Origin of the sequence: Bosea sp. (in: a-proteobacteria) (assembly GCF_023953965.1) — a bacterium.
GTDB lineage: Bacteria > Pseudomonadota > Alphaproteobacteria > Rhizobiales > Beijerinckiaceae > Allobosea.
The window spans coordinates 2,025,323-2,041,217 of sequence record NZ_JAMLIX010000001.1 but is presented as its reverse complement, the minus strand read 5'-3'; the positions used below and the strand labels follow the sequence as shown (position 1 = coordinate 2,041,217).

The following is a 15,895-nucleotide window of genomic DNA, read 5'->3' as shown; positions in this document are numbered from 1 at the left end:
CGTTGCACGCGGCAATACCGCGAAGGAGATGATCAAATGGGCGCAGATAGAGACGATCCGGTCTTGTTTCCCGTCCGTGGTATTTCCCAGCGGCTGGACAACGACGATCCGAACTACCAGGCCGGAGTTCCCGATATCTACATCGCGCTGGCGCTCGCCTATGATTCGCTCGCCGCGCCGGCGATGAGCATCGACGCTTCCGGCATTGCCTCGCCAGACTATACGGCGATGCAACCGCGCCTCGCGCTGAGCTGGAACGAGCAGGAGAACGGCGACTGGATCGTTCGGTTGCGGCCGGGCGTGCGCAGCCAGGCCGGTAACGAATTGACCGCCGAGGACATCGCCTGGGTGTTCCGCAAGGCCTATGCGCATGAAACGCTGAGCAGCTGGCGCTGGCGGCAGGTCGTCGGCGTCGAGAAGGTCGAGGCGCTCGACCGCTACACCGTGCGCTACAGGCTTCGCAGCCCCTATCCGACATTTCCGAACTGGCTCCTGCCGGTGACGCCGAACATCGTCGATTCCACCGAAATCCGTGCCCACGCCACGCCGGAGGATCCGTGGGGCATCCAATGGCTGAATTCCAATGTCGCCGGCTTCGGTCCCTATGCGCTAGCGCAGATGGACGCCGATCACCTGCTGTTCCAGGCGCGCGACGACTACTGGGCCGGCCGGTCCGAAACAGCGCGCGTCGAAGTCGGAACGGCGCCCGACCGGGCCTCGGCGATCCGGCTCCTGGACGAGAAGCGCCCCGTCGTCATCGTCGGCCTCGATCCCGACGAGATCGCGCATCTGTCGAAACGGGACGACCTGACGCTGCATCGCGTCTGGGCGGGCCATGTCTCGATCGAGGTGAATTTCACCCGGCCGCCTTTCGACAATCCGGCGGTGCGCCATGCGCTGGCCTTCGCCACGCCTTACGACCGGATCATCCGCGACGGGCTTTTGGGCCTCGCCAGGCCCTGGCACAGCCCGGCCAAGGGGACGAGCCAGTGGGGGAGCTGCGGTCACAGGCACTATGAAGAGAACCCGGCGAAGGCGCGCGAGCTTCTGGCACGCGCCGGCTTTGCCCAGGGGCTCAAGGCCGATCTTCATATCGACCGTCGCCCCGACTGCCAGCGCATGGGCGAGATCATCGCCGATGCCTGGCGCCGGGTCGGCGTCGAGCTGACGCTGAAGGATGCCGCCGGGCTGCCGGCCGGCGAGCTGCCCGAGCTGCTCCTGCGAACCGATTGCGCGCATAATCTGTCCGAGCCGATCTATGACATCGCCCATGACTACGCCGCGATGTCGCAGATCCTGCCGGCACCCGGCGGGCCGCGCGGCGTCGGCACCTGGAACCCGCGCTGGGAGAAGAACGACGAGGCGATCGGCCGTTTCGCCGATCTGCTGCTCGAGCCGGACGCGGGACGCAAGCGGCAGCGCTTCGACGAGCTCCAGTCCTATCTCGTCGATTTCAGTTCATCCATCTTCCTCGCGGAGGTGCAATACGCGACGGCTCAGAACAGTCAGGTGCCGCGCTCGTTCCTCACCGCCAATACCCGGCCGTTCCACGCCTTCCAATACCAGAATTGCATCAGCGACTTCTATCTGCCGCTTCGGCATCCGACAGGGTCGAACGGTTAGGCCATGCAATATACGCATCTCATCGTCGGAGGGGGCTCTGCGGGCTGCGCTCTCGCCGCGAGGCTGAGCGAAGATGCCGGCAACAATGTCTGCCTGCTGGAGGCCGGTCCCGACTTTGCTCCGGATCGGACGCCCGCCGATATCCTCGATACCTATGCCGGGATGGCGCTTTCCAATCCCGCCTATGTCTGGTCGGGGCTGAAAATCCGCCGTGGCGACGGCCCCTATCTCACGCAAGCGGCGCGCCAGCCGATCAATTTCGAGCAGGGTCGGGTGATCGGCGGCGGCTCCAGCATCAACGGGCAGGTCGCGCTGCGCGGCGCGGAGGACGATTTCGACCGATGGGACGCCGCCGGCGCGACCGGCTGGGATTGGCACGCGGTCCTGCCTTACTTCCGCAGGCTGGAGAGCGACCGCGATTTCGTCGACCAGTGGCACGGCAACGAGGGCCCGATCCCCGTCCGCCGGTTCCCGCGAGAACAGTGGGACGATTACACGCTCTCCGTCGGGCGCGCCTGGGAGAGCCAGGGCTACCGCTACCTGCCCGACATGAACGGCGAATTCGCCGAAGGCTATGCGTCGCTGCCCCTTTCCAACGATGGCGAGCGCCGGATTTCAGCCGCGCTCGGCTATCTCACGCGGGAGGTGCGCGCGCGGCGCAACCTGACCGTCATGGGCGATGCGCAGGCCGCCCGCATCCGCTTCGAGGGCCGGCGGGCCGTGGCGGTGGAGCTGTTGCCGGGCGCGAGCGGCCCCGGCCGGCTGGAAGCCCGCACGATCATCGTCGCCTCCGGAGCGCTGCATACGCCGCAACTGCTCATGCTCTCCGGCATCGGGCCGGCCGAGCAGCTCGCCCGCTTCGGCATCGATGTGCTGGTCGACCGGCAGGGGGTCGGCCGCAACCTGCAGGACCATCCCTCGATCTCCATTTCCGGCTATCTCCGCGCTTCGGTGCGCAAGAAGCACATGTTCCGTCGAAACTACAGCTATCTGCGCTATTCCTCCGGCTTTCCCGGCTGCGACGACATTGACATGGTGATGATGTCCGTCTGCCGCTCGGCCTGGCATGCCCTGGGCGGGCGCATCGGCACGCTCAGCACCCTGCTCGGCAAGCCCCATTCCCGCGGCTGGGTGGGGCTGGCCTCCCCCGATCCTTCGACCGAGCCGGAGGTCTGCTTCAACTGGCTGGACGACGACCGCGACCGGCTGCGGATGATGGACGCCTTCCGCCGCATGGCCGTGATCGCACGCCTGCCGGTCGTGGCCAAATTCCTGGAGCATCCGTTTCCATCGAGCTATTCGGAGCGGGTGCGCCAGATCGGGCGCAAGACGCCTGTCAACATCGTGCTCACCGGGATCGCCGCCGCGCTGATGGACAGCGGCCGGCCGATCCGCGACCTGATGATCGAGCATGTCATCCGCGACGGGCCCTCGCTCGACGTTCTGCTGGGCGATGACGGGAAGCTCGCCACGCATGTGGTCAGCGAAGCGACGAGCGCCTGGCATCCCTGCGGCACCTGCAAGATGGGGCGCGCGGACGATCCGATGAGCGTGACGGACCCTCACGGCAAGGTTTTCGGCACCGAAAACCTCTACGTCGCCGATGCTTCCATCATGCCGGAAATTCCACGGACCAATCTCAATCTGCCCTCGATCATGATCGGCGAGCGGGTCGCCGATCTCCTCAGGCAGGCTGCGTGAAGGAAGAATGATGGCGATTCTGCGCATCGACGGCCGCCCGCTTCACTACGAGGTCACCGGACCCGGGGGCGCGCCCGCAATCGTGCTGTCCAACTCGCTCGGCACGACGCTGTCGATGTGGGACGCGCAGGTTTCGACGCTTTCCGCCCGGCATCGCCTCATCCGCTACGACACGCGCGGCCATGGCGGTTCCCCCGCCATGACGGCCGGCGCGCGATTGACGCTCGACGGGCTGGCGGACGACATCGCCGCGCTGCTCGATCATCTCGGTATCGCACGCGCCCATGTCGCCGGCCTCTCGCTTGGCGGCATGGCGGCGCAGGCCATGGCCGCGCGCCACCCCGAGCGCGTCGAGAGCCTCGTCCTGATGGCGACGGCCGCCCATATGGGCGCGCGCGACGCCTGGTACGCCCGTGCGGCGCTGGTGCGCGAAAAGGGCCTGGAAGCCATTGCCGACGCGGTCGTGGAACGCTGGTTCACGCAGCATCTGCGGGCGACGGACCCGGCACTGGCCGCCGCATACCGCAGGCGGCTGCTGGCGATCGACCCCGAAGGCTATGCGGCCTGCGCGGAAGCCATCGGCGACATGGATCTGCGTGCCTCGAACGGGCGCATCACGGCTCCCACGCTCATCCTCCCGGGCGAGGACGATCCGGCCACCCCGGTTTCGATGTCCGAGGACATCCAGCGACAGATCAAGGGCGCCGAACTGATCGTCATCCCCAAGGCGGCGCATCTGCTCGCGGTCGAAGCGCCAGCCGCGGTGAACGCGGCTCTCGGAGCATGGCTCAGCCGCTTCTAGCGGGCCGGGCAACAAGAGATACGACGAAGAACAGCTTGTGAGAAGTAAACGCCATGACCAAAACCATCATCACCTGCGCCGTAACCGGCAATCAGACACAGCCGTCCCAGAATCCGGCCCTGCCGATATCGCCTGAACAGATCGCCGATTCCTGCCTCGAAGCCGCGGAAGCCGGCGCGGCCATCGTTCATATCCATGTCCGCCATGCCGATACCGGCCGCCCCTCGATGGAGGTGGCGCATTATCGCGAGGTCGTCGAGCGCATCAGGGCGAAGAACACGGCGCTGATCATCAACCTGACCACGGGACCGGGCGGCCGCTATCAGCCGAGCGACGAAGATCCGGCCGTAGCTGGCCCGCGGACCAATCTGCTCAAGGCGGAAAAACGCATTCAGCATGTGGTCGAGCTGCGCCCCGACGTCTGCTCGGTGGACCTCAACACCATGCTTTTCGGCGCCGAGGTCGTGATCAACACGCCGCAGAGCATCACGCGCATGGTCGAGATCGCCTATGACAGCGGTGTTACGCCGGAGCTCGAATTGTTCGATTGCAGCGACATCGGGCTGCTCAACGACCTGCTGGACCGGGGGGTGCTGAAGCGGCCGCTGCTGCTCAACCTCGTCCTCGGGGTCAAATACGGGTTCGCGGCCACGCCGAGAACGCTGGCTTTCGCCGCCGATCTGCTGCCGAAGGACGCGGCCTGGAGCGGTTTCGGCATCGGGCGCCATGCCTTCCCCATGCTGGCGCAGGCCTATCTGCTGGGCGGCCACGTCCGTATCGGCATGGAGGACACCGTCCATGTCGCCAAAGGTGAATTGACGAAGGGTAATGGCCAGCTCGTGGAAAAGAGTCGCTGGATCATCAATCAACTGGGCGGCGAAACCGCTTCCGCCGAAGAGGCCAGAGACATGCTCGGCATGCGCTGATATGTGGCTTCGGGCTCAGTGACGCAAATGGGATATCGATGAGAACGGCCAGACGGATACTGCAGATCTTTGAGATCTTTGCGGCAAAAGGGCAGCCTTTGACCTTGTCTGAGCTCGCCAGCGAACTCGCCATCCCCCCGTCGAGCTGTTTCGGGCTCCTCAAGTCGATGATCGAGCATGGCTATCTTTATTCCGTCGGCTCCAAGAAGCACCTCTATCCGACACGGTTGATGCTGCAGCACACCCTGGCGATCGATCGGCACGAACCGATCTTGCCCCGGCTGATGCCCCGGCTGGAACGTCTTCGCACCGAGACGAGGGAAACGATCCTGCTCGCCCAGCTCAACTTCTCCGAGCCGTCGGTGGTCTATCTGGCGGTGCTCGAGGGGCTGGAGCTCATACGCTACACGGCCGCGATCGGGCTGGTGCGGGCGATCGAGCAGGCGGCGACGGGCAAGGCGCTGCTGTCGCACATGAACGACAAGGCCCTCAACACGATGCTCGGCAAGCTGAGACTGAAGAACGTCGAGGATCGGGAAGCTTTCATCGCCAGGCTCAAGACCGAGCTCGCCGAGGGCAAGAGCCGCGGTTACCTCATCCATCGTGGCCAGAACGTCGTCGACGTGACGTCGATCGCCAAGCCGCTGTCCATCGCAGGCCGGGACTTCGCCATCGGCATCGCCGGGCCGGTTCACAGAATGGAGCTCAATTTCGACGCCTGCGTCGATGCGCTCAACGCCACCTGCGCCGACCTGGAAAGGCCGAGCTGAGGCAAGATTCGCGCAAGGGCGAGCCTCGCGCCATGACGGCCGGCAAAAATCGGGGAGAAGAGGGATGACCGTTTTCGACGACTATAAGGACCGCTTTTCGCACATCGCCATGCAGCGCAGCGCTTCCGGTGTCCTGGAGATGCGGCTCCATACCGATGGCGGACCTTTCGATGTTAACACCGGCGGGCGAACCAATCCGCAGGCGCAGCTTGGCGACGCCTTTGCCCTGATCGCCGCCGATCCCGAGAACCGTGTCGTTCTTCTGACGGGGACCGGCGCCTCGTTCTCGGGCCCCCGCAAGACGCTCGACATGTTCTCCGTCGGCGACACGCAGCGATGGGAGCGCATCCGGCGCGACGGTGTGCGCTTGCTGATGAATTTCATGGATATCGACGCGCCGGTCATCAGCTGCATCAACGGTCCGGCTCTTCGCCATGCGGAATTGCCGCTTCTCGGCGATATCGTGCTCGCCGACAGCAACGCCGTCATCCAGGATTCCGCCCATTTCACCAATCGCACCGTGCCGGGCGACGGCATCAACGTCGTCCTGCCGATGGTGCTGGGCCTCAACCGCGGCCGTCATCTTCTGCTCACGGGCAAGACGATCGACGCGGCGGAACTGCTGGCTGCCGGTGCTGTCGCCGAGGTTCTCCCGCCCGATCGCCTCGTCGCCCGCGGACGGGAGATCGCCGAAGAGATCGCCGGCAACAACCCGCTCGTCATCCGCTACACGAAGCTCGTTCTGCGCCGTGCGATCCGCAGGGAACTGCAGGATGTGCTCGAATTTTCGCTTTCGCTGGAAGCATTGGCGGCCGTCGATGAAACCGCACGGCTGAAGGAGGCCAGGCGATAGACGATGGAGCCGGCCAGCCAAGCCGGCGCAGGGTAGCGCCCATGCGGCATCTGCACAGCAGGCGCCGCTCTTTTGGGCCAGTGTGGAAGCCCCACTTTCGTTTGCGGTACCCTGCTATGAATATGCGTGTCTCCCAGGCCGAACACCCAGCGCGGCGCGCCGGCATCGGCCAGTCGCTCCCGCGCAACGAGGACGCGGTCCTCCTGCGCGGCGAGGGGCGCTATACCGACGATCTCTCGCTGGAAGGGCAGCTCCACGCGGCCTTCGTCCGCAGCCCGCACGCCCATGGCGTCATCCGCGGCATCGACACCGCGGCCGCGGCCGCGATGAAGGGCGTCGTCGCGATCTACACCGCCGCCGATCTCGAGGGCCAGGGCTACGGCCTGCTGAAATGCCAGGTCGACCTGCCCAGCCGGGGCGGGAGCGCGATGAAGCGGCCTGAGCGCAAGGCGCTGGCGACGGGCAAGGTCCGCTTCGTCGGGGACCCTGTCGCCATGGTCGTCGCGCGGACGGCGCTGCAGGCGCGCGATGCGGCCGAGGCGGTAGCGCTCGATATCGACATCCTGCCCGCCGTCACCTCGGTGGAGGCGGCGCTTGCCCCCGGCGCGCCGCAATTGTTCGACGACGTTCCCGGCAATCTCATCCTCGACTACCATTTCGGCGATGCGGAGAAGGTCGCGGCCGCCTTTGCCGGGGCGGCGCATGTCACCCGGGTGCGGATCGTCAACAACCGCATCATCGTGAACCCGATGGAGCCGCGCGCCGCGATCGCGGATTACGACCGCAAGGCGAAGCGCTACACGCTCCACGCCCCGAGCCAGGGCGCCTTCGGCATGCGCAACAACCTGGCGGCGGCGATGGGCGTGCCGCAGGAGCGGATGCACCTGCTGACCGGCCATGTCGGCGGCTCCTTCGGCATGAAGGCGGCGGTGTTTCCGGAATACATCGTGCTGCTGCATGCGGCGCGGCTCCTGAAGAAGCCGGTGAAATGGACCGACCAGCGCTCCGAGAGCTTCGTCTCCGACCATCACGGCCGCGACATGGTGTTCGAGGCCGAGCTTGCGCTCGACGCGCGCGGGCGCTTCCTGGCGACGCGCTTCACCGGCTTCGGCAACATGGGCGGCTATCTCTCGCCGCCCGGCCCGATGATGGCGACGCTGAACATCGGCAAGAACAGCGTCGGCATGTACCGCACGCCGCTCATCGAGGTGCAGACGCGCTGCGCCGTCACCAACACGGTGCCGATCGCGGCCTATCGCGGGGCCGGGCGCCCCGAGGGCAATTACCTCATGGAGCGGCTGATCGACACCGCCGCCCGCGAGATGGGGATCGACAGGGCCGTCATCCGGCGGCGCAACCTGATCGGACCGCGGCAATTGCCGTGGAAGACGCCGATCGGGACGGTCTATGACAGCGGCGACTTCCCGGCGCTCTTCGCCCGCGCGCTCGCGGCGGCCGACTGGAAAGGCTACCCAGCCCGCGAACGCTCGAGCCGCAAGGCCGGCAAGCTGCGCGGGCGCGGCATCGGCTGCTATCTCGAGGTCACCGCCCCGCCGGGCAACGAGATGGGCGGCATCCATTTCGAGCCGGACGGAACGGTCACCATCGTCACCGGCACGCTCGACTACGGGCAGGGCCACTGGACGCCCTTCGCCCAGGTCCTGACCAGCCGACTCGGCGTGCCCTTCGACAGGATCCGCCTCGTGCAGGGCGACAGCGATCGCCTGATCGCGGGCGGCGGCACCGGCGGCTCGAAATCGATCATGGCGAGCGGCTCGGCGATCATCGAGGCGAGCGAGCGCGTGATCGAGAAGGGCAGGCTCCTGAGCGCCCATCTCCTCGAGGCCGCCGTCGCCGATATCGAGTTCGCCGATGGCCGCTTCCGCATCGCCGGAACAGATCGCTCGATCGGCATCATGGAGCTCGCCGAAAGCTTGCGTGCGGGCGCCGGCCTGCCCGGCGACCTGCCGCGGACGCTCGACGTCGACCACGTCTTCAAGGCGGCGCCCCCCGCCTATCCGAACGGCTGCCACATCGCGGAAGTCGAGATCGACCCCGAGACCGGGCGGGTCGAGATCGCCCGCTACGTCATGGTCAACGATTTCGGCGTGCTGGTGAACCCGATGATCGTGGAGGGGCAGCTCCATGGCGGCGTCGTGCAGGGCATCGGCCAGGCGCTCTGCGAAATGACGACCTATGACGAGGCCGGCCAGCTCATCACCGGCTCGTACATGGACTATGCGATGCCGCGCGCCGCCGACGTGCCGTTCTTCTCCTTCATCAGCCAGGGCGTGCCGACCCGGTTGAACCCGGTCGGCGCGAAGGGATGCGGCGAGGCCGGCTGCGCCGGCTCCCTGCCTTCGGTGATGAACGCGCTCGTCGATGCGCTCGCTCCGCACGGCGTGCGCCACATCGACATGCCCGCGACACCGCAGGCCATCTGGCGGGCCATTCATGCGCGGGCGTGACCAGCGCGCCGTCGCGGTTCGTGGCGGCGCGATCGGAACCATCCCCCACATGGAACAGTTCCTCGATCGCGACGATTTCTCCGATGTCGAGGCTGGCCGATGGCTCCGCGCGCGATCTGGAAAGGGGCTCTCAAGGTCGCCGAGGTGACCTGCCCGGTGGCGCTCTACACCGCCGCCTCGACGAGCGAGCGCATCTCCTTCCACACGCTGAACCGCAGGACAGGCAACCGGGTCCATCGCCAGTTCGTCGACGAGGTCACGGGAAAGCCGGTCGAGAAGGACGATCAGGTCAAGGGCTACGACCGCGGCGACGGCGACTACATCGTCCTGGAGCCGGAGGAGATCGCCGAGGCCACGCCTGAAAGCGACAAGGTGCTCGATGTCGCGACCTTCCTGCCCTGCGACGCGGTCGACGATCTGTTCTTCGACCGGCCCTATTACCTGACCCCGGGCACGCCGGTCGCCACCGAGGCCTTCGCCCTGATCCGCGACGTCATGGCCGAGCAGGAGAGCGCGGCGCTGGCGCGCACCGTGATCTTCCGGCGGATGCGGTCGATCCTGATCCGGCCGCACGATGCCGGAATGATCGCGACGACCCTCAATTTCGACTACGAGATCCGCCCGGCCGAGAGCGCCTTCGACGACATCCCGAAGCTGGAGATCGAAGGCGAGATGCTGGAGCTCGCCCGGCACATCATCCGCACCAAGGCTGGCCGCTTCGACCCCAGGGCCTTCGACGACCGCTACGAAAGCGCGCTCGCCGAATTGGTCAAGGCGAAGATCGAGGGACGCAGGATCAGGCCACCGAGGCGGTCCGAGCCGGCGAAGGTCGTCGACCTGCTCGACGCGCTGCGGCAGAGCGCGAAGGCCGGCGCGAAGGCCGGCGCCAAGCACGTCACCAAGCCCGCAGCGAAGACCCGGCCGCAACGCAAGGCGGGTTGATCACTTCCGGGCTTCGAGGCTTCTTCTCAGCGCATCCATGATATCGACGACATTGCCCTCGCGCGCCGGCCGCGCGGCTTTCCGCGCCGGCGCGCGGCCCTTCTGCCGGGCCTTGATGATCGTCAGGAGCTCGTCCTGAACGGGGTCCTGCGTCAGGTCGGGCGACCAGTCCTTCGTGCGCGATCTGATCAGCTTTTCCATGAGGGCGCGCAGGTCGGGCTCGGGCTTCGCCTGCCCCGGATCGGCGAAATAATCCGCTTCGTCGCGCACCTCGTCGCCATAGCGCAGCGTCCACAGCACGATGCCCCTGTCGCGCGGCTCCAGCAGCACGGCCCGCTCGCGCCGGTAGAGCACGAGGCGGGAGATGCCGACGGTCTTCGTCGCCTTCATCGCCTCGCGGATGACGGAAAAGGCCTCGTCGCCGATCTTGCCGTCCGGCACGAGGTAATGCGGCGTGTCGTACCAGATCCAGCCGACGGAGGCGCGCGGCGCGAAGACCTCGATATCGATGGTGCGGGTGCTCTCCAGCGCGACGGCGTCGAGCTCGTCATCCTCGAGCATGACATAGTCGTCGTCGCCCCTGGGATAGCCCTTGACCTCGTCTGCCTCGGCCACCGGCTTGCCGGTGACGGCATCGACGAAGCGGCTGCGGATACGGTTGCCGGTGCGGCGGTTGAGCGTGTGGAAGCGCACCTTCTCGCTCTCCGAGCGCGCCGGCAGCATCGCGACCGGGCAGGTCACGAGCGAGAGCTTGAGATAGCCTTTCCAGAAGGTCCGCTGGGCCATGGGCGCGTTTCTCCGGTCGGATGCGGAACGCCCGGGCCGTCGATCCGTTCCGGATGAGCGCCCTCGTCAGGAACGGCCAAGCCTGCGGATCGCATCGGCCAGGGGCCGTTCGGCATCGCCATAGCCGTCCCACGCCTTGCTCCCGGCCAGGAGCTTCGGCGCCGTGCGCAGGGTGTAGCGGGCCGGATCGAGCCCCGCCTTCACCTGCGGCCAGTTGAGCGGCATCGAGACATGCGCGCCCGGCCGCGCGCGCGGCGAGAGCGGCGCGACCGCCGTCGCCATCCGGTCGTTGCGCAGATAATCGAGGAAGATCCGCCCCTCACGCAGGCGCTTGGCCATGGTGACGAGATAGCGCTCGGGCTCGTCGGCGGCGATCCCGGCGCAGAGGCGGCGGGCGAAATCCTTGGCGGTGGCCCAGTCCAGCCCGCCGCGGCCGGGCTTCGCCAGTGGCGTCACCACATGCAGGCCCTTGCCGCCCGTGGTCTTGCAGAAGCCGGCGAGCCCGAGCGCCTCGAGCCGCTCCTTCATCGTCCTCGCCGCCTCGACGACGCGGTCGAAGGCGACCCCCGGTCCGGGATCGAGATCGAACACCAGCCGGCCCGGCGTTTCCAGCGCGTCCGGCCGGCAGTTCCACGGATGCAGCTCGATCCCGCCGATCTGCGCGGTGGCGATCAGGGCTTCGATCCGATCGATCTGGAGATAGGATTTCCTATCGCCGGCGATCGTCACGAGCTCGAACAGGCTCGACGTGCCCGGGCCGGCATGGCGCTGGAAGAAGGTTTCGCCCGCGATGCCGTCCAGCGCCCTGAGCAGCGAGCACGGCCGGCCCCGGATATGCGGCAGCATCCAGGCGCCCATGGCCTCGAAATAGCGGGCGAGATCGCGCTTCGAGACCAGCTTCCCGTCCTCGGCATCGGGCCAGAGCGGCTTGTCGGGCTTGGAGAGCGGCACGCTAAGGATATCGACCCGCCCTCCCCGTCCGGCCAGGGGCTGCGGCGGGGCGGTTTTCGCGGGCGGCGCCGGCAGATCGGTCTCGACCTCGGCCGCCGGCTTGTCCTCGCGCAAGCCCTTGAAGGCGGCCTGCCGGATCATGCCGTCACCCGTCCAGCCCGCGAATTCGATCTCGACGACGAGGACAGGTTCCGTCCAGTGGACTCCCGGCTGCCGCCGCGGCGCGCCCGTCCCGGTGAAGGGCGACGTCTTCGCCTCGTGCTCCTTCAGGCGCGCCAGCAGCGCCTCGACCTTGGCCGCGCCATATCCGGTCCCGACGCGGCCGATATAGATGAAATGCGAACCGCGATGGACGCCGACCAAGAGCGAGCGGAACTGGCCCGCCGTGGTCGCCCAGCCGCCGATGACGACCTCGTGGCCGGCGCGGCATTTGGCCTTCCTCCAGCTTTCGCCGCGGCCGGAGACGTAAGGCGCATCGCCCCGCTTCGAGACGATGCCTTCGAGCGCAAGCCGGCAGGCGGATTCCAGCACCGCCTCCCCGCCGGTCGCGAAATGCTCGACATAGCGTAAGGTGACTCCGTCGGCGTGCTGGCCGAGCAGCGCCGCGAGCTTCTCCTTGCGGGCCGTGAGCGGCCGATCGCGCCAATCCTCACCGTCGAGAAAGAGCAGATCGAACGCGAAGAAGACCAGATTCCCGGTCTGCTCCTCGGACAGGGCGGCCTGCAGCGCGGCGAAATCCGGGGCGCCGTGATCGTCGAGAGCGACGATCTCGCCATCGACGATGCAATCGGGCAGATCCTCGAAGGCTTTCGCGATGGCGCCGAACCTCCTCGTCCAGTCGAGGCCCTTGCGCGTCTTCAGCGTGACCTTGCCACCCGCGACGCGGGCCTGGATGCGATAGCCGTCGAACTTGATCTCATGGACCCAGCCGCCGCCGGCCGGCGGCCGCGCGACGCTCCGGCAAAGCTGCGGCGCGATGAAGCCGGGAAGATCGGTGGGATCGGCCGGAGCCGGCCTGCCCGCGCGCGCTTCAGCCGCCGATCCCTTCCTGCTGTCCCAGACGGCATCGGCATCGACGGCCTGCCCGGCCAGCAGGAAAGGGGCGGGAGAGCGCCCGCGCCCGGCGGCGATCGCGGCCATGGTCCGGCCCGAGGCCACCGAGGTCCCGGCCTTCAGGACGGCATCGCCATCGGCGTCGACCGCATCGGCGTCGCGATGCTTGATCAGGAGCCAGTTCGTGCGCTTGCCGCCGTCGCGGTCGTGCTTCATGCGCACCAGCACGAAGCCGCCATGCAGCCGCTCGCCGTCGAGCGTGAATTTGAGCTCGCCCTTTTCGAGCTGGCGCTCAGGGCTCAGCCTGCCCTCCGGCCGCCAGTAGCCGCGGTCCCAGAGCTGGACCGTGCCGCCGCCATACTGCCCCTTCGGGATCGTCCCTTCGAAATCACCATAGGCGAGCGGGTGGTCCTCGACCGCGACGGCGAGACGCTTGTCGTGAGGGTCGAGCGACGGGCCCCTGGTCACCGCCCAGGACTTGAAGACCCCGCCGAGCTCGAGCCGGAGATCGTAATGCAGCCGCGTCGCGTCATGCTTCTGGATGACGAAGCGCAGGCGGTTGGAAGGCGCCACCGCGATCGCGTCGCCGGGCTCCTTCGTCTTCCGGAAATCACGCTTGGCGCGATAGGCTTGCAGCTTGCCCGGCAACGTCAGACCTCGTCTTCGACGGCGCTCCCCGGATAAACCCGCGCCGGCAACGGCGGTTCCGGCATGGCCGTCGAGACGACTCTAGGCGTGCGCCGGCCGGGGCGCCGACGGGCTTCTCGGCAAGGCCGCGAGCGCCTGGCGCCCGGCGACCGCTCCTTCGAGATAGAGGGTGACCTCCTCCTCGGCGATGGGCGCGGAATAGAAATAGCCCTGGACCATCAACCCCCCGAGCCGCCGCAGCACCGCCATCTCCTCGTCGGTCTCGACCCCTTCGATCACGCAGTCCAGCCCCATGTCGCGGCTGAGCGCCAGCAGGGATTTGACGATCTTGAAGCTCGCGGGGCTCTTGTCGAGCCCGGTCACGAAGCTCCGGTCGATCTTGATCTTGGTCAGCGGCAGGGCATGCAGGCGCGACAGGCTGGAGTAGCCCGTGCCGAAATCGTCCAGCGAGATCCCGCAGCCGAGGATGCGCAGCATCTCGATCGACTGCTGGACCTGCTTGAAATCATGGGCGAACGCGGTCTCGGTGATCTCCAGGTCGAGCCTGCGGGGGTCGAATCCGCTGTCCTTGATGATGGCCAGGATCGTCTCGGCGCCCTCCACCGAATTGAGATCATAGGCGGACAGGTTGAACGACAGGCGAAGCTCCCGCGACCAGCACAGGGCCGCCACCAGCGCCTTCTTCAACAGCGGCCGGGTCAACGAGCCGATGATGCCGGCGCGCTCGGCGACCGGGATGAACTCACCCGGCGAAATCCAGCCGATCGTCGGGCTGGCCCAGCGCGCCAGCGTCTCGAAGCCGACGGTCGCCTGGGTACGGATATCGACGATGGGCTGAAACACCACGGACAGCTCCCGTTCGAAATCGGCGCATTTGAGCGCCTGCTCGATCCGGGCATCGTTGTTGATCTGCGCTTCATGATCGGCGGAAAACAGGATGGCGCCGCCCCGGCGCGCGCTCTTGCCGTGGTAGAGCGCATAATCCGCACGCTCGAACAGCTGGTTCGCCCCGCTCGCCATTTCGGGATAGACGGCGATGCCGACGGAACCCGAAATCTGCACGGTCGCCTCCGCGAGCAGGAAGGGAGCCCGCAGCAATTCGGCGATCCTCTCGCCTTGCGCGACGAGGGCATCGTCATCGGGCGCATCCGTCACGACATAGGCGAACTCGTCTCCGCCGAGGCGGGACATGAACAGCGCTCCGGACGGACGATCGAACAGCAGCCGCTCGGCGACGGCGATCAAAAGCTTGTCGCCAACGGCATGGCCGTAAAGGTCGTTCACGGGCTTGAAGCCGTCGAGATCGATGATGCCGAGCGCGATGCGCGTCCGTTCGGCCGGGGTGGTTTTGAAGACCTCCGCCAGCCGGGCGAAGAACGCACGCCTGTTGGGCAGCTCGGTGAGGCTGTCGAGATTGGCCAGGCGCAGGTTCTCGTTGCTCAAAAGCTCGGTCTGCTTCTGCGCCTCTACCATGCGCGTGAAGTCCCGATACTGGATCAGGATCACGATGACGACGCCGACGGTGATCAGCGTGACGTTGATCGCCGTGCCGATCAGCGTCGGTATGCCGCTCAATGCGAAAAAGGTGGCGCAGGGGATGCTGACGCTCAGGGCGACGATCACCGCGGCCGAGCGCAGATGGATGAGGCACAGCATGCTGGTGAGCATGGCGACCGTCAGGAAGGTGCCGACATAGGCTTGCGTATAAGCGTCCCCGTAGGGGAACAGCGCAATGGCCCAGACGGAGAAGGATACGCCGAGAATCGCCGAGATCTTGTTGGTTCGCCGCAATACGCGCGCGGTCTCAAGATCCGTCAGCCGGATGTCCTTCTTGCGCCACCATTGCACCAGCCGCAGGCCGCAAAACACGCTCAGGCCGATCGCGAGATAGAGGCTCAGCCAATCCGGCGCCTTGCCGAGAAAGGTAATCGCCAGGACCCAGGCATTTGTAACGAGCATGAAATAGAGCAAGGGAATCAGCCTGGAGAGAGCATTGAGCTGAGCTCTCAACAGATCGGGCCTGTCCGTCGTCACGGTCATTGTTGTTTGTATGACGCGAAAGAGATTATTTATACGATATCTAATCAAAATCCCTCTCCTGGCGAGCTAAAAAATAGGCTCGATAACATTACGCCCACGCCGCCATAAGGTTAAATTCTTCAACGGGCATACCGAGCATGCCCATGCCGTTGGGTTAACTCGCCGTCACGTAGCCATGGGATTGCTTAAAAATCGGTATCCGCCAAACAAACGGTCTTCTGGAAAGGCTAGATTTTCCTACGTCAGCCAAGAAAAACTATAGCTTGTGAAGCGGCGCCGCGATCTCGGGCCATCGCGGGCTGGCGTGGCAAAGCCACCGGCTGGTCGTGGCA

11 protein-coding genes are annotated in these 15,895 nt (G+C 66.5%); 8 read left to right on the top strand and 3 right to left on the bottom strand.

The genetic code is table 11. The annotated features are described in order from the left end of the window. Positions 1-36: 36 nt before the first annotated feature. The 8 genes from M9917_RS09395 to ku (M9917_RS09360) all read left to right on the top strand — a co-directional run bounded on the left by M9917_RS09395 (position 37) and on the right by ku (M9917_RS09360) (position 10,085). A complete protein-coding gene (locus tag M9917_RS09395; RefSeq protein ID WP_297253025.1) occupies positions 37-1,623 on the top strand; it encodes an ABC transporter substrate-binding protein in 1,587 nt (528 codons plus the stop codon). A gap of 3 nt (positions 1,624-1,626) precedes the next feature. After that, positions 1,627-3,324 carry a GMC family oxidoreductase gene (locus M9917_RS09390; protein ID WP_297253023.1) on the top strand — a complete coding sequence of 566 codons (1,698 nt, stop codon included), beginning with the start codon at positions 1,627-1,629 and terminating at the stop codon, positions 3,322-3,324. Positions 3,325-3,334: 10 nt separating this feature from the next. Beyond that, positions 3,335-4,126 (top strand): 3-oxoadipate enol-lactonase, encoded by a 792-nt coding sequence (pcaD, locus tag M9917_RS09385; protein ID WP_297253021.1) that lies wholly within the window; start codon positions 3,335-3,337, stop codon positions 4,124-4,126. A gap of 53 nt (positions 4,127-4,179) precedes the next feature. Continuing rightward, positions 4,180-5,052 (top strand): beta-keto acid cleavage family enzyme, encoded by an 873-nt coding sequence (locus M9917_RS09380; protein ID WP_297253019.1) that lies wholly within the window; start codon positions 4,180-4,182, stop codon positions 5,050-5,052. A 38-nt stretch (positions 5,053-5,090) separates the two neighbouring features. Next, positions 5,091-5,822 (top strand): IclR family transcriptional regulator, encoded by a 732-nt coding sequence (locus M9917_RS09375; protein WP_297253017.1) that lies wholly within the window; start codon positions 5,091-5,093, stop codon positions 5,820-5,822. A gap of 64 nt (positions 5,823-5,886) precedes the next feature. Then, positions 5,887-6,675: an enoyl-CoA hydratase/isomerase family protein gene (locus M9917_RS09370; protein ID WP_297253014.1), complete on the top strand. Its 789-nt coding sequence runs from the start codon at positions 5,887-5,889 to the stop codon at positions 6,673-6,675. 116 nt (positions 6,676-6,791) lie between these two features. Further along, positions 6,792-9,143, top strand: a complete 2,352-nt coding sequence (locus M9917_RS09365; RefSeq protein WP_465246345.1) for a xanthine dehydrogenase family protein molybdopterin-binding subunit — start codon at positions 6,792-6,794, stop codon at positions 9,141-9,143. Positions 9,144-9,242: 99 nt separating this feature from the next. Further along, on the top strand, positions 9,243-10,085 hold the full coding sequence (gene ku / locus M9917_RS09360) for a non-homologous end joining protein Ku (protein WP_297253010.1): 843 nt from the start codon (positions 9,243-9,245) through the stop codon (positions 10,083-10,085). Here the strand turns inward: ku (M9917_RS09360) and ku (M9917_RS09355) are convergent, their stop codons facing one another. The 3 genes from ku (M9917_RS09355) to M9917_RS09345 form a co-directional block, all read right to left on the bottom strand. Then, positions 10,086-10,871: a non-homologous end joining protein Ku gene (gene ku, locus M9917_RS09355; protein WP_297253008.1), complete on the bottom strand. Its 786-nt coding sequence runs from the start codon at positions 10,869-10,871 to the stop codon at positions 10,086-10,088. 66 nt (positions 10,872-10,937) lie between these two features. Next, entirely contained in the window at positions 10,938-13,523 is a 2,586-nt protein-coding gene (ligD, locus tag M9917_RS09350; protein ID WP_297253006.1) for a DNA ligase D, read from the bottom strand. An 81-nt stretch (positions 13,524-13,604) separates the two neighbouring features. After that, positions 13,605-15,563, bottom strand: a complete 1,959-nt coding sequence (locus tag M9917_RS09345) for a putative bifunctional diguanylate cyclase/phosphodiesterase (RefSeq protein ID WP_297253004.1) — start codon at positions 15,561-15,563, stop codon at positions 13,605-13,607. Between the last annotated feature and the right edge of the window lie 332 nt (positions 15,564-15,895).